This window comes from Brevibacterium oceani, from assembly GCF_013623835.1.
In the GTDB taxonomy this organism is placed as follows: Bacteria; Actinomycetota; Actinomycetes; order Actinomycetales; family Brevibacteriaceae; genus Brevibacterium; species Brevibacterium oceani.
Window position 1 is genome coordinate 149,016 of sequence record NZ_JABKDE010000007.1, and the last position, 14,085, is coordinate 163,100.

12 protein-coding genes are annotated in these 14,085 nt (G+C 66.2%); 7 read left to right on the forward strand and 5 right to left on the reverse strand.

Annotated features, from left to right (window positions below):
* Positions 1 to 77: 77 nt before the first annotated feature.
* Positions 78 to 797 (reverse strand): DsbA family oxidoreductase, encoded by a 720-nt coding sequence (locus HK401_RS15605; protein WP_181275574.1) that lies wholly within the window; start codon positions 795 to 797, stop codon positions 78 to 80.
* Between the two features lie 58 nt (positions 798 to 855).
* Positions 856 to 1,887 (reverse strand): ABC transporter substrate-binding protein, encoded by a 1,032-nt coding sequence (locus HK401_RS15610; RefSeq protein WP_181275575.1) that lies wholly within the window; start codon positions 1,885 to 1,887, stop codon positions 856 to 858.
* Positions 1,888 to 2,099: 212 nt separating this feature from the next.
* Here HK401_RS15610 and HK401_RS15615 point away from each other — a divergent pair, with 212 nt between their 5' ends.
* On the forward strand, positions 2,100 to 2,834 hold the full coding sequence (locus HK401_RS15615; protein ID WP_181275576.1) for a helix-turn-helix transcriptional regulator: 735 nt from the start codon (positions 2,100 to 2,102) through the stop codon (positions 2,832 to 2,834).
* Between the two features lie 64 nt (positions 2,835 to 2,898).
* On the opposite strand, the gene HK401_RS15620 is transcribed toward HK401_RS15615, so the two are convergent.
* Together HK401_RS15620 and HK401_RS15625 are read right to left on the reverse strand one after the other, a co-directional pair.
* Entirely contained in the window at positions 2,899 to 4,002 is a 1,104-nt protein-coding gene (locus HK401_RS15620; protein WP_181275577.1) for an Rv2578c family radical SAM protein, read from the reverse strand.
* 66 nt (positions 4,003 to 4,068) lie between these two features.
* Complete coding sequence (locus tag HK401_RS15625; protein ID WP_181275578.1) at positions 4,069 to 4,599, reverse strand: flavin reductase family protein; 531 nt, start codon at positions 4,597 to 4,599, stop codon at positions 4,069 to 4,071.
* Positions 4,600 to 4,908: 309 nt separating this feature from the next.
* On the opposite strand from HK401_RS15625, the gene HK401_RS15630 reads away from it, so the two are divergent.
* The 6 genes from HK401_RS15630 to HK401_RS15655 all read left to right on the forward strand — a co-directional run bounded on the left by HK401_RS15630 (position 4,909) and on the right by HK401_RS15655 (position 13,347).
* On the forward strand, positions 4,909 to 6,240 hold the full coding sequence (locus HK401_RS15630; RefSeq protein WP_181275579.1) for an MFS transporter: 1,332 nt from the start codon (positions 4,909 to 4,911) through the stop codon (positions 6,238 to 6,240).
* 103 nt (positions 6,241 to 6,343) lie between these two features.
* Entirely contained in the window at positions 6,344 to 7,720 is a 1,377-nt protein-coding gene (locus HK401_RS15635) for an LLM class flavin-dependent oxidoreductase (protein WP_181275580.1), read from the forward strand.
* Positions 7,721 to 7,912: 192 nt separating this feature from the next.
* On the forward strand, positions 7,913 to 9,172 hold the full coding sequence (locus tag HK401_RS15640) for an MFS transporter (RefSeq protein ID WP_181275581.1): 1,260 nt from the start codon (positions 7,913 to 7,915) through the stop codon (positions 9,170 to 9,172).
* 99 nt (positions 9,173 to 9,271) lie between these two features.
* The gene (locus HK401_RS15645; protein ID WP_181275582.1) at positions 9,272 to 10,726 is read left to right on the forward strand and encodes an MFS transporter; all 1,455 of its coding nucleotides are present in this window, start codon (positions 9,272 to 9,274) and stop codon (positions 10,724 to 10,726) included.
* 259 nt (positions 10,727 to 10,985) lie between these two features.
* Entirely contained in the window at positions 10,986 to 12,503 is a 1,518-nt protein-coding gene (locus HK401_RS15650; RefSeq protein WP_181275583.1) for an NCS1 family nucleobase:cation symporter-1, read from the forward strand.
* Positions 12,504 to 12,555: 52 nt separating this feature from the next.
* Entirely contained in the window at positions 12,556 to 13,347 is a 792-nt protein-coding gene (locus HK401_RS15655; RefSeq protein ID WP_309136018.1) for an aspartate/glutamate racemase family protein, read from the forward strand.
* Between the two features lie 3 nt (positions 13,348 to 13,350).
* Here HK401_RS15655 and HK401_RS15660 read toward each other — a convergent pair whose 3' ends face one another.
* The gene (locus HK401_RS15660) at positions 13,351 to 14,076 is read right to left on the reverse strand and encodes a GntR family transcriptional regulator (protein ID WP_181275584.1); all 726 of its coding nucleotides are present in this window, start codon (positions 14,074 to 14,076) and stop codon (positions 13,351 to 13,353) included.
* Positions 14,077 to 14,085 lie beyond the last annotated feature (9 nt).

Genomic DNA, 14,085 nt, shown 5'->3' on the forward strand with positions numbered 1-14,085 from the left:
ATACCCCCAATTGCTACCCGACGGCGGCCCAGCAACCTGGCGCAAGGTTGCTGGGCCGCCGTCGGGTAGCAATTGGGTCAGTTGCAGCCGTCGGGGCCGCAGACGGCTCCGTCCGGGTATTCGTCGTCCGCGGCCTGCGGGCCGGCGAGTACGGTGAGCTTCTGGCTCTCGCCCCAGGCGGTCTCAAGGGCCTGGCTGAAAGCCGCTGGCGGCTGCGCGCCGGAGATGCCGTATTTGCGGTCGATGACGAAGAACGGAACACCATCGGCGCCCAGCTCCCTGGCCTCGGCGATATCGGCCCTGACCTCAGCACTGTACTCATCGGACTCGAGCACCCGCCGTGTCTCCTCGGCGTCGAGGCCGAGGGAGGACGCCACCTCGGCGAGGTAGGAGACGTCACCGATGTCCCGGCTCTGTTCGAAGTGACCGGACAGGAGCGCCTCCTTCGCCTCGGACATGACTCCCTGCGTCCCGGCATAGTGGAGGAATCGGTGGGCGGTGAAGCTGTTGGCCACGACGATCGCATCGAAGTCGTAGTTCAGGCCCTCTCCGGCCGCCTGTTGGCTGACATGGTCGAACATCTGCCGGACCTGTTCGGGCGGCATGCCCTTCATCTGGCTGAGGTATTCGGTCTCGGTGCCGTCGAAATGCTCGGGCAAGCTCGGGTCGAGCTGGAAGCTGCGCCAGGCAACCTCGACGGAGTCCTTGTGTGCGAAGGCATCGAGGGCCGTTTCGAAACGGCGTTTTCCGATGTAGCACCAGGGGCAGGCGATGTCCGACCAGATCTCAATCTTCATGGCAGAGGCAACCGCACGCGAGTCACCCGTATTCCCGCCGTTCGTGTGAACCCGCGGACTAGTCCACAGTCTTCGCGATCTGCGGGGCCATCTCATCGAGGGCGTACTGGAGGCTGAGGATGGTTCCCCAGCTGAATGCTCCGGAGAGCACCTCGTCTTCGACCCAGAGGACATGGTCGTCGGCGACGACGGGCAGATCCCGGTAGAGCCCGAGGCCCTCGACGGTCTTCTTGGCGTCGGGGCTGAAGCCGGCGTTCCAGACGAGCAGGTCCTTCGAGAGTTCATCCATGCGCTCGTCAGGGACGTAGACCTCGCCTGCATCGTTGGGTTCGAACTCCGCGATGGACTTCGGCACGTCGAATCCGAGCTGGGAGAAGAACTGGGCCCGCACGTCGTTGCCCGTCCGGACCACGGATTCTCCGGCTTCGAAGCGTTCGGCGACGACGGCTTTCTTGCCCTTGAACTCGGGGTGGTCGGATGCGGCATCGGCGAATGACCTCTCGAGGTCGTCGACGAGGTCGAGTGCCTCGTCCTCGCGTCCCAGTGCCTCTCCGGTGGCGCGGGTCGCCTCCTGCCAGGTGATCGAGAAGTTCGTGTACTCCTTATCGGGGACGACGACGGGAGCGATTTCGGAGAGCTGCTGATACTGCTCTTCCGTGGTCCCGTTGTAAAGGGAGATGATGAGGTCCGGCTCGAGTTCGGCGATCTCCTCGACCGGCGGGTGATCATCGTTGCGCTCCCCGCCGTTGAGAACCTTCGGCTTCGCATCTCCGAGTTCGTCCTGCGCCCACGGCCAGGTTGCGTAGTCGTAATCGCCCCACCAGGGAGCCACGGCGATCGGGGCGACTCCGAGGGCGAGCAGCGGATCCTGGTCCGAGAGGCCGAGGGTGATGATCTTCTTCGGTTCGCTCTGGATCGTCGTCGTGCCGTAGGCGTGATCGATGGTGACCGGGAATGAGCCGCCCTCGGCTCCGGATGTTCCCCCGGCATCCTCTTGGTCGGCAGGCGCAGAGGAACAGGCGGTCAAGGCAACGGCAGTGACAAGGGCGACAAACGGCATGACCGATCGCAGTCGGCGGCTCAGGGGCATGGGTGCTCGATTCTCATCGGGTGATATCGGGGCGGTGCCGGGCTGGCACTTGAGGTAAGGCTAACCTTTGCCCTCGGCGATGTTCTGCTCTGATCAGATGGCACAGATGATGTTCAAGTGACACTAGGCTGTCGTCTGTGACGAATCGGAATGCAGGGAATGACGTGATGACAGTCGCTGAAGGCGAGACTATGGTTTTCAATGATGCTGAAGTGACAACGGCGACTTTCTCCGCTGCCGAACACTGGGACGAGTCGTTCGCTCCGCACAGCCACGAAGGTGACCAGCTCTACTGGTTCCCCGGGGGTGCGATGGAAGTCGTCATCGGCGAGCATCGCTGGTTGGTTCACGAGGACACCCTGCTCTGGATCCCTGCGGGCGTCGTGCATTCGAACCGACTGCTCGGCCCCGGCGCGACGGTGAGTGTCTATCTCAGCCCGGTGCTCCGTCCTGCCGGCGAACGCTGGATGCGTCCTCGCGCAATTGCGCTCGACCCGCTTGTCGGAGCGATCATGCGTCATCTTCCCGGGCGCGCTCTGAGTCCTCATCGTCGTGCGTCGTGCTGTCGGCTCCTTCTTGACCTCCTCGGCGAGGCGGAGGATCGCGATACCACCCTTCCCCTGCCGACCCACCCGGCTGCGCGAGCCGTCGCTGATTCCCTCATCGCCGAGCCGGATCTGCCCACGCAACTGAGCGAATGGGCCGCACTTCACGGGGTGAGTGCTCGTACCCTCGCGCGGGCGTTCGAGTCGCAGACCGGACATGGATTCGCCCGATGGCGGACGAAGACCCGGCTGCTCTCATCGCTCACCGGGCTCCTGGATGGCGAGTCCGTTCATCGCGTGGGCGCGAAGGTCGGCTACGCAACGGCCGGAGGATTCATCGACGCGTTCCGGAAGGAGTTCGGAGCCACGCCCGCCGAATACGTCCGTCTGCACCGACCGTGAGCGGGTTGGCGGTGGTCGGTGGGTCCGCTGAGGGTGGTTCTCCGCTGCGTCAGCGGCAGAGCGCTCAGAAGAGCGGTCGCTGCGAGGGCGGCGCCAGATCGGCGGGAAATGGCGCCTCCGACCGACTGCGGCGGCCCGGGCCGGCTCCGATGCGAGTCCGAGACTCGCGCGCTGCGACGGGGTAGTCGTCATCGTTGCGTCCGCGCAGCCCGTAGCCGTCGATGAGCGGATTGATGCGCTCGCCCAGCCAGCGCCGGTAGTCCTTCGAGGCATACGACGAGGTCGCGTACATGCGGCGGTAGCGGGGGAGCAGCTCGGGGTGTTCGCGCTCCAGCCAGGAGAAGAACCACTCCCGCGCTCCCGGGCGCAGGTGAAGTGCACCGTAGACCACCCGCGAAGCACCGGCGTCCCTGATCGCGCGCAGAGCCGAATCGAGGTGGTCGCGGGAATCGGTGAGCTTGGGCAGAATCGGCATCATGAAGACCGTGACGTCGAAGCCGAGTTCGGCGGCGGCTCGGACGGTCGCCAGCCTGGCCGCAGTGGTCGGCGTCCCCGGCTCGAGGCTCTGCTGAAGCTCGTCATCGTGGACGGCGATCGACATGCTGATCTCCACCGGAACGTCCTCGGCAGCGCGGGCGAGCAACGGCAGATCCCGCCGCAGCAGCGTGCCCTTGGTCAGGATCGACATCGGGGTGCCATGTCCGGCCAGGGCGGTGATGACGCCGGGCATGAGCGCGTACCTGCCTTCGGCCCGCTGGTAGGGGTCGGTGTTCGTGCCGAGGGCGACGAGCTCGCGCGACCATTTCGGCTTGGCCACCTCGGCGGCGACCACCTCGGCAGTGTTGATCTTGACGATGACCTGCCGGTCGAAGTCCTCGCCGGTATCGAGGTCGAGATAACGGTGTGTACTCCTGGCGAAGCAGTACACGCAGGCGTGGGAACAGCCGCGATACGGGTTGATCGTCCAGGTGAACGGCATCGAGCTGGCCGCCGGCACCCGATTGAGGGCGGACTTCGCGAGCACCTCGTGGAAGGTGACGCCGGAGAACTCGGGAGTGCGGACGGTGCGGACGAGCCCTCGGACTCCGAAGAGCTCCGGCGTCGCTGCGCCGGGTCTCGCAGGGGCACCGCCGTCCGGAGCGGGGCCGGCGAGTTCGTTCCACCTCATAGATCAATTCGAACACGTGTTCGAACATGCGTCAAGCGCCCGCGAACGGACATTGCGGGACTGTGGTCAGGACACGCGCATGCCCTTGAACTCGCTGCGATGGAAGACGAGTGCCTCCGGGCCGTCAGGGCTGCGCGTGGCGAGGATCTCGAGTAGGACAACGGTGTGGTCGCCGGCCTCGACTTCGTTGTAGAGGCGGGTCCAGAGGAATGCCGAGCTGCCGGGGATCGTCACCGCACCGGCGGCGGTGAGGTCGGGGTCGATGCCGTCGAAGCGACGGGAGCGGTCCTTCGACGCGAGCTGCCGGGCCAGCCTCTCCTGGTCCGTGCCCAGCAGAGAGATCCCGAGCTCGGGTGCATCGCGCAGGGCGGGCCAGGTGGCCGACGATTTCTGAACGGCGACACTGACCAGAGGCGGATCGAGCGAGACTCCGACCGTCAGTGTGGAGGCGACGATCCCGATCGGTGCACTGTCGATCGTCGCGCCGATGAAGGTGACTCCCTGTGGGAAGTGGGAGAAGGTCTCGCGGAGATTCTCCGGGGAGGCGGCATCGGCGGCTGTATGGGGTGTGACCGAGGGGTCTGCCAAGATCGTCATTCCTTCACCTCGTATGCTCTGTTGAGCGATCCGGATCGGTGTCTCCACTCGCGCGAGGTTCGCGTGAGGGCCCGCGATTCAGGGGACCGCTGGTCGATATGCGTCGGTCGTTGTCCTCGATCATTGCAAAATACGACGTGAAGTGCAGTGATCGGGGTCATATGGCGACGCAGTGTGACCCTCTGTGACAGACAAAGTCGGACCATGACGCGGCGCGACGTGAACTCGGGCGTGAGGGAATAGATTGCTCAGCGATACTGACGACCCCGACTTATGTGTCTCACTCGGTGAGCGCAGCAGGAGCCTCCCATGACCCAGACCTCGGTCACCGATCCGAGCACCCAGGACGCGCCTCGGCGATTCTTTGACGGAAAGAAGCGGGTGCTGGCCTCGGCCTTCGCCGGAACGACGATCGAGTGGTACGACTTCTACCTCTACGGGACTGCGGCGGCTCTGATCTTCAACGTCCAGTTCTTCCCCTCCGACAGTGAACTCGGCAGCCGACTCGCGTCCTTCGCCACCCTCGCCGTCGGGTTCTTCGCCCGACCTCTGGGCGGAATCATCGCCGGCCACCTCGGCGATCGGGTCGGACGCAAGGCGCTGCTCGTCGTCTCCCTGCTGTCCATGGGAACCGCCTCGACGCTCATCGGGTTGGTCCCGAACTTCGCAGCCATCGGCTGGTGGGCCGCCGCCTCGCTCGTCGTCCTGCGCATCGTCCAAGGTCTGTCCGCCGGCGCCGAATGGGGCGGGTCCGCTCTGCTGTCGGTCGAACACGCGCCGGCCCGCAAGCGTGGCTTCTTCGGTTCCTTCACCCAGATCGGCTCCGCTGCGGGCATGCTGCTGGCCACCAGCGCCTTCTTCATCGTCCAGAACCTTCTGAGCACCGAACAGTTCGAATCATTCGGCTGGCGCATTCCGTTCCTCGCCTCCGCACTGCTCGTGGGACTGGGGCTGTGGATCCGCCTCGGTGTCTCCGACGCCCCGGAATTCCAAGAGCTGAAGGACTCCGGCCAGGTCGCCAAGGCTCCGCTGCGCACGGTCATCACCGACCATCCCCGGGTCCTGCTCATCACGATCGGTCTGCGCCTGGCCCAGAACAGCGTCTTCTACCTCATCACCGTCTACATGCTCAGCTACCTGTCGGAGAACCGCGACGACTCGACCTCCGGCGTCACGGCCGTGATGATCGCCTCGGCCATCGGCCTGGTCACCGGGCCGGCGTGGGGCTGGGTCTCCGACCGCGTCGGCCGCAAGCCCGTGACCATCGGCGGCTTCATCGGCATCGCCGTGTTCGGGTGGATCTTCTTCGCCTACCTCGACGCGGGTCCGCTGGCCTTCCTGCCCATCATCGTCATCCTCGGAATGAACCTCGCCCACGATGCCGTCTACGGACCCCAGGCCGCATGGTTCGCCGAGCAGTTCCCCATCGAGGTCCGCTACTCGGGAGTGAACATGGGCTACCAGCTGGGCACCGTCATCGGCGGCGGAATCATGCCGATGATCGCCGCGCTGCTCTACGTCGCCGGCGGACAGTCGCCGTGGCTGATCTGCGGCTACCTCACCCTGCTGTGCGTGATCTCGCTCATCGCCGCCGTGGCGGCCAAGGACCCGGCACGCGACCTCGCCCGCAGCGCCGCCTGAGCCGACAGCACATTCGTACCCAGCCACTGAGCGAGCCGGGGCAGCAGCAGACACAGCACCACGCACTCACAGCATCACGCACCACCGAAACAGGAGACAACCGATGACGAAACCGATCGTGCTCAACGCCTTCGACATGATGACCCCGGTCCATCAGTCGCCCGGGCTCTGGCGCCACCCCGAATCACGCATCGAGGAGTTCACCCAGCTCTCGTTCTGGACGGATCTGGCGAAGACGCTCGAAGAGGGCGGATTCTCCTCCCTCTTCCTCGCCGACATCCTCGGCGTCTACGACGTCTACGGCGGCAACGCCGATGTCACGAACCGCGGGGGAGTCCAGTTCCCGCTGCTCGACCCGCTCGTCGCAATCCCGGCCATGGCCGCGGCCACCCAGACCCTCGGCTTCGGCGTCACCGCCTCGGTGACGTATGAGAAGCCCTACCTCCTCGCCCGCACCCTGACGAGCCTCGATCACTTCACGGACGGTCGGGTCGCCTGGAACATCGTCACCAGCTACGTGGACTCGGCAGCTCGCAACCTGGGCCTCAAGGGTCAGATCCCACACGATGAGCGCTACGACCGGGCCGATGAGTTCATGGACGTCATGTACAAGCTCTTCGAGGGTTCGATCACCCCCGACGCTCTCAAAGTCGACGCCGAGGCGAACGTCTTCGTCGACCCCGCGCAGGTCCACGACATCGACCACGAGGGCAAGTTCTTCACTGTCCCCGGACAGGCGCTCGCCGTGCCCGGCCCCCAGGGCACTCCGCTGCTGTTCCAGGCCGGTGCCTCGAAACGCGGACAGGAATTCGCCCTCGACCACGCCGAGGCGATCTTCTTCTCCGGCCCGACACCGCAGATCCTGCGCAACTGGGTCGACAAGGTCCGTGACGGACTCGAAGAGCGCGGACGTGCCCGTGACTCCGTGAAGATCTTCGCTCTGGCCACCGTCATCGTCGACGACACCGACGAGGCGGCCGAGGCGCGTCTGGTCGACTACCGCAGTTACGTCGACACCGAATCCGCGCTTTCCCTCTTCGGCGGCTGGACCGGAGTCGACCTGTCCGGAGCGAACCCGGAGGACACGCTCGAATACGTGTCCACCGATGCCAATCAGTCCGCGCTCGCCTCCTTCACGACCATGGCAGGGGACAAGGCGTGGACGATCCGTGACCTCGCAGAATTCGTCGCACTCGGAGGCCGCGGTCCGGTCATCACCGGATCGCCCGCAACCGTCGTCGACGAATTCCAGCGGTGGATGGATGAGGCCGACATCGACGGCTTCAACATCGCCGCAGCCGTCCGCCCGGCCGATGCCGAACGCTTCACGAAGTACGTCTCACCCGAGCTGCGCCGTCGCGGACTCCTGCCCGAACCGGTTGCCGGAGCCACGTTGCGCGAAGCTCTCACCGGCGGTGGCCCGCGGCTGGCCGACGACCACAAGGGCGCCGGCTTCCGTCTCGACGCCGCCCGCGTCTGAGTCCCATCGTCGCCCAGGTCGCCGGAGCAGCCCGGCCACCGAGGCGGCGGTCCGCCGGAGCAGCCCGGCCGCTGACGCAGCCCCGGTCGCCGAGGCGGCTGTCCGGCGGTGCGGGCACTGACCTTGCCGGCCCGCCTGGGGCATAATGGTCTGCGGCCGTTTTCCGATCCGTCGACCGAACAGAGACCGCGTATGAGTGCTTCGACGCCGCTGACCACCGCCGAATCCGTCGCCGAGCGCGGCTACCGGCGCAAGGCGCTCTTCGCCGCCGCGATCGGCTACGGACTCGACGGCTTCGACCTCCTCGTCCTCAGCTTCGCCCTCTCGGGCATCATCGCCACATTCGGTCTCAGCGACGTTCGGGCCGGTTCGCTGTCGACGATCACCCTGTTCGGCGCTGTGCTCGGCGGCATCGTCTTCGGCGCGCTGGCCGACCGGTTCGGCCGAGTCCGGGTGCTGACGTGGACGGTGCTCGTCTTCGCCGTGTTCACCGGACTCTCCGCGCTCGCGCAGGGATACTGGGACCTCGCGGCCTATCGGTTCATCGCCGGCATCGGCATCGGTGGGGAATTCGGCATCGGCATGGCCCTGGCCGCCGAGGCGGTCCGTGCCGACCAGCGGGCGCGGGCCACCTCGTGGGTCGGGGTGGGCTTCCAACTCGGCGTCTTCGCCGCCGCCGTCGTCTCCGCCCCGGTCATCGCCGCCTGGGGATGGAGGGGGCTGTTCGTCATCGGCCTCTTCCCTGCCGTGTTCGCCTTCGTCGTCCGCCGCGGAGTCGAGGAGCCGGAGAAGTTCGTGCGCTCCCAGGTGGACGAGGGCGGCCAGACGGAGGCGAAGGCGCACGAATCCTTCGCCGCGAAGCTCGGCGCACTCGTCAGGGACCGTACGACACTCAAGGTCACGGTGGCGCTGACCATCCTCACCAGCGTGCAGAACTTCGGCTACTTCGGCATCATCACCTGGCTGCCGAACTACCTCTCCGAGCAGATGGGACTCGGTGTGACGAAGGGATCGCTGTGGACGGCGGTGACGGTCGTGGGCATGCTCGCGGGAATCCTCGTCTTCGGGCAGATCGCCGACCGCCTCGGCCGGCGTCCGGCATTCTGGATCTTCCAGGTCGGAGCCATCGTCTCCATCCTCGTCTACTCTCAGTTGAGCGATCCGAGTGCGCTGCTGGCAGGCGGCTTCTTCATGGGCGCCTTCGCCAACGGCATGATCGGCGGTCACGGGGCTCTGCTGGCCGAGATGTACCCGACCGAGGTCAGGGCCACTGCACAGAACGTCATCTTCAATGTCGGCCGCGCCATCGGCGGCCTGGCCCCCGTCGTCATCGCTCTGCTGGCCGGGTCCCTCGGCTTCGGCTTCGCCCTGGCGCTGCTGCCCGCCATCTACGTCCTCCAATTCCTCGCGATGTTCCTGCTGCCGGAGAGGCGTGGGGCCGAACTCACCTGAACCGCACCTCCCGCAGTCTCTGTGAGGCCGCACACACGCGTGACGCTCTGTGACGGAAGAGGCGGATCGCGGTGACACGCACCGTCATAATCGACGCTTGTGAGCAATTCAGACACCGCCGCGAACCAGGCGACCACACGCATCATCTCCACCGCCTCCGACATCCACTCGGTCCTCGCCGAATTCGGCTCACAGGGGACGAAGACGAAGGCCGTGATCATCCTCGCCCTCGGCGGGATCTTCATGGACGCCTACGACTTCTCCTCGCTGGCCTTCGGCATCACGGCGATCCAGGAGCAGTTCGGGCTCTCCGGGTTCATGACCGGCCTCGTCAACGCCTCGATCATGATCGGCGCGGTCATCGGTGCCCTCTTCGGCGGCTACCTCGTCGACCGCTTCGGCCGCTACCGGCTGTTCATGGCCGATATGGTCTTCTTCGTCATCGCCGCGATCGGCTGCGCCCTGGCTCCGAACGAATGGGTGCTCATCGCCTTCCGCTTCGTCATGGGCATCGGCGTCGGTCTCGATCTGCCCGTGGCGATGGCGTTCCTCGCCGAATTCTCGAAGCTCAAGGGCAAGGGCAACCGCTCACAGCGCGTGAACTCGTGGTCGCCCGCGTGGTACATCGCCACCGGCGTCGGCTACCTCATCGTCCTCATCATCTTCGTGACCCTGCCGTATGACCAGCATGCGATCCTGTGGCGCATCGTCGTCGGCTTCGGTGCTGTACCCGCCCTCATCGTGCTCCTCGTCCGCCGCCGCTACCTCGCCGAGTCCCCGGAATGGCTGGCCAACCAGGGCGATCTGCGTGCGGCCGTCGACGTCATGCGCTCCCACCACAACCTCGACGTCACTCTCGCCGCCGAGGCGTCCAGCGGTGCGGCAGAGGGACCGGAGGGCGGAACCGACAGGCCCGCAGCAGGACGGTGGCGTGGCTTCGCCGAGCTCTTCTCCCCAAAATATCGAGTGCGCACCATCGTCGCGCTCTGCGTCTCCGTCTTCTCGACCTTCGGCTACAACGCCGTGGCCTATGGGACACCGCTCATCATCACCACGCTCTTCCACCAGACGCCGCTGATCACGATCGTCTCCTCGCTCATCATCAATCTGGGCTTCGGGGCCCTCGGCGGCCTGCTCGGCATGTCGATCGTCAACCGCTTCGGCACTCGGAAGATCACCTTCATCGGCTTCGTCGTCCAGGCCGTCGCGCTGGGTCTGCTGGCTCTCGTCGGCATTCCGAACGGGGCACTCGTCCTCGTCTCGGTCGCGATGCTCGCAGCCTTCGTCTTCGCGCAGGCCGGTGGACCGGGTGCGAACCTCATGAACTACGCGACCCTGTCCTACCCGACGCGGCTGCGTGGCATCGGCATCGGCTTCAACCAGTCCGTGCTCCGAGCCTTCTCGATCGTCTCGCTCATCATGTTCCCGATCCTCGCGGCCTCACTGGGCACCGGCGTGTTCTGGATCGTCGCCTGTGCGCCGCTGGCCGGAGCCATCGCGGTGGGCATCGTGGCGTGGGATCCGACGGCCAAGGACGTCGAGCGCGAAGAGTGACCACGACGGCCCTCGGAGGGAATGGAATACCATTCTCTCCGATTGTGGTCCAGGCCTCGCCGAGGCGGCGCGACGGCGTCGTATCCCGCGTCGCTGACCGCGCGAGACCACAGATGACGTGCGTTCGATCGGTGGCGTGGTCTTGCGGCGGGAGTGTGAGCCGCGTTACTCTGAGGCGACAGGAATTCGCCGTCGCAGCGCCTGGGAACCTCATTTGGTATCCCGGCGATGTGCTCATCACGCAGGAGTTGTGAGCCGCATGAGGAAGACCGAGACCTCGGAGGAGTCTGTGCCGTCGCGACTGGGGCCGAGTCCGGACCAGCTGGCCGCACACCGGATCAGTCCGCGCTTCTACAATGCCGACCTCGCGCCGAGCAAGAAGGAAGGGCGCAGCTGGACCGCGTACAGCGTGTTCACCCTGTGGGCCAACGATGTGCACTCACTGGGCAACTACGGATTCGCCCTCGGGCTCTTCGCGCTGGGACTGGGCGCCTGGCAGATCCTCGTCGCCCTCCTCGTCGGCGCCGCTCTGCTCTTCTTCCTCCTCACCCTCTCGGGCTTCATGGGACACAAGACCGGGGTTCCCTATCCGGTGATGAGCCGCATCGCCTTCGGCATCCACGGCGCCCAGCTGGCCGCCTCGGTGAGGGGGATCGTCGCGATCGCCTGGTTCGGCATCCAGACCTACCTGGCCTCGAGCGTGCTCAACGTCCTCCTCCTCACCCTCATCCCCAGCCTTCAGGCCTGGGCAGACACAGAATTCCTCGGTCTGTCCGGACTCGGCTGGTTCTCGTTCACCCTGCTCTGGATCGTTCAGGTCATCATCGTCAGCTACGGCATGGAGATGATCCGCAAGTACGAGGCGATCGCCGGCCCCATCATCCTCGTCACCTTCCTCGCCCTCGCCGTATGGATGCTCTCACGCGTGGACTTCTCGATCTCCTGGTCCCGGGACGGCGCCCTGTCCGGGTGGCCGATGTGGATGCACATCCTCGGCGGCGGTGCTCTGTGGGTCTCGATCTACGGCACCTTCGTGCTCAACTTCTCCGACTTCACCCGGGCAGCGAAGAAGAAGGGATCGATCGTCGTCGGCAATTTCTGGGGGATCCCCATCAACATGCTCGTCTTCGGCCTCGTCGTCATCTCGCTGGCCGGAGCCCAGTACGAACTCGACGGCACCGTCATCACGTCACCCGCCGACATCGTGCAGACCATCGGCAGCCCGATCCTGCTGGCCCTGGCCTCGCTGTCCCTGCTCATCCTCACGATCGCGGTCAACCTCATGGCCAACTTCGTTGCCCCGACCTACGCCCTGACCAACCTCTTCCCCCGCCACCTCAACTTCCGCTCGGCCGCGATCGTCTCGGCGATCATCGGCTTCGTCATCCTGCCGTGGAACCTCTACGACTCACCCGTCGTCATCGTCTACTTCCTCGGCGGGCTCGGTGCTCTGCTCGGACCGCTGTTCGGCATCATCATGGTCGACTACTGGGTGGTGCGGAAGACGAAGGTCAACGTTCCCCAGCTCTACACCGAAGCCGGCGACGGAGAGTATTTCTACCACCACGGCGTGAACTGGCGAGCGATCGGAGCGTTCATCCCCGCCTCGGCGATCTCCCTCGTCTTCGCCCTCGTCCCGACCTTCGCCGGGCTCTCCGAGTTCTCGTGGTTCTCCGGAGCGGCCCTGTCAGCGATCATCTACTTCGTCATCGCCCGCCGGGACTTCACCTTCCGCGAGGTCGACGGCGAGGAGATCGCCGTGCCGACCACCCACTGACCCCTCTGCAACCCCAGCGCACCGCCCGCCGCCGACCATGATGGAGCCACCCGTGAGAGTACTCGTCGCCAACGTGAACACGACGGAGTCGATGACCGAGGGCATCGCCCGAGCCGCACGCGCCGTCGCCTCGCCGGGCACCGAGATCATCGGACTCACCCCGAGGTTCGGTGCCGAGTCCTGCGAAGGCAACGTCGAAAGCCACCTCGCGGCCCTCGGCGTCATGGACGCCGTGCTCGGCTACGACGGCGACTACGATGCCGTGATCCAAGCCGGCTACGGAGAACACGGGCGGGAGGCCCTCCAGGAGCTCCTCGACGTCCCCGTCGTCGACATCACCGAGGCGGGGGCCGCGCTGGCGATGTTCCTCGGGCGCCGCTACTCGGTGGTCACCACGCTCGATCGCACCGTCCCGCTCATCGAGGACCGGCTGCGCCTGGCCGGACTCGACGCCCACTGTGCCTCGGTGCGGGCCTCGGGTATGGCGGTCCTCGAGCTCGAAGAGAGTCCGGACCGTGCCGTCACCGCGATCGCCGACCAGGCCGCCGAGGCGGTCGAGCGTGACCGTGCCGAGGTCATCGTCCTCGGGTGCGGGGGAATGGCCGATCTCGGCCGGACGATCACGGATCGGTGCGCCGTCCCCGTCGTCGACGGCGTCACGGCCGCGGTCAGGCTCGCCGAATCCCTCGTCGGACTCGGCCTGAGGACCTCGAAGGTGAGGACCTATGCACCCGCCCGGCCGAAGCAGATGAGCGGGTGGCCCTTCCCCGGCGTCGGCGATGCGGACGGTCGCACTGCCGACGGCCGCACTGCGGACGGCCTGGGAGCCGCTGCGAGGGACTGAGGCTCACTCCTCCTCGGGCGGCTCCTGCTCCGGTGCCCCCTGCTCTGCTGCCTCTTCCGGCACCGCCCGTTTCTCCTCGACGGCCCGGGCCAGGCGCTCGGTGTGCTTGTCATGCTGGTCCTGGCTGGTGCCCAGGTGTCGGTTGGCCAGTTCCCCGGCCTTCGTCTGGTCACGCCTGGCGATGGCGTCGAAGAGTTCGGCATGCTCGGTTGCGACGACATCGAGATCGTCATGCTGGCTCAGCTGCCAGCGCATCCGGGAGTCGAGCAGCGCCCCGATCTCTCCGAGCAGTTCGTTGCCGGTGAGCTCGGTGACGATGGCGTGGAACTCCGCGGCGCTGCGATGGGCGCCGACGACGTCACCGTTCTGCGACAGCTCCCGGCCCCTGCGCATCGTCGATTCGAGACGCGCGAGGCCCTCACGGGTGTGGCGCTGTGCGGCGAGTTCGAAGATGAGCACGTCGAAGACGGTGCGCACTTCGTTGAGGTCGGCGATGTCGCTGGGGGAGAACTCGCGCACGGTCGACCATGTGTTCGGTCGCGTCGTGACCAGGCCCTCCGAGGCGAGCTGCTTGAGTGCCTCGCGGATGGGCACGCGGGAGACCCCGAGCTCGTCGGCGAGGTTGCGTTCGACGAGTCTCTCTCCCGGCAGGCGGATGCCGTCGATGATCTGGTTGCGAAGGACCTCGGTGACCCGCACCGTCTCGGAGCGCGGAGTTCCACTGTTCATCGGGGCGCC

Excerpts from the sequence above, each read along its gene's own strand:
- HK401_RS15620 (WP_181275577.1), bottom strand. The coding sequence starts at position 4,002 with ATGAGGTGGAACGAACTCGCCGGCCCCGCTCCGGACGGCGGTGCCCCT.
- HK401_RS15625 (WP_181275578.1), bottom strand. The coding sequence starts at position 4,599 with ATGACGATCTTGGCAGACCCCTCGGTCACACCCCATACAGCCGCCGAT.
- HK401_RS15610 (WP_181275575.1), bottom strand. The coding sequence starts at position 1,887 with ATGCCCCTGAGCCGCCGACTGCGATCGGTCATGCCGTTTGTCGCCCTT.
- HK401_RS15640 (WP_181275581.1), top strand. The coding sequence starts at position 7,913 with ATGAGTGCTTCGACGCCGCTGACCACCGCCGAATCCGTCGCCGAGCGC.
- HK401_RS15605 (WP_181275574.1), bottom strand. The coding sequence starts at position 797 with ATGAAGATTGAGATCTGGTCGGACATCGCCTGCCCCTGGTGCTACATC.
- HK401_RS15635 (WP_181275580.1), top strand. The coding sequence starts at position 6,344 with ATGACGAAACCGATCGTGCTCAACGCCTTCGACATGATGACCCCGGTC.
- HK401_RS15650 (WP_181275583.1), top strand. The coding sequence starts at position 10,986 with ATGAGGAAGACCGAGACCTCGGAGGAGTCTGTGCCGTCGCGACTGGGG.
- HK401_RS15630 (WP_181275579.1), top strand. The coding sequence starts at position 4,909 with ATGACCCAGACCTCGGTCACCGATCCGAGCACCCAGGACGCGCCTCGG.
- HK401_RS15660 (WP_181275584.1), bottom strand. The coding sequence starts at position 14,076 with ATGAACAGTGGAACTCCGCGCTCCGAGACGGTGCGGGTCACCGAGGTC.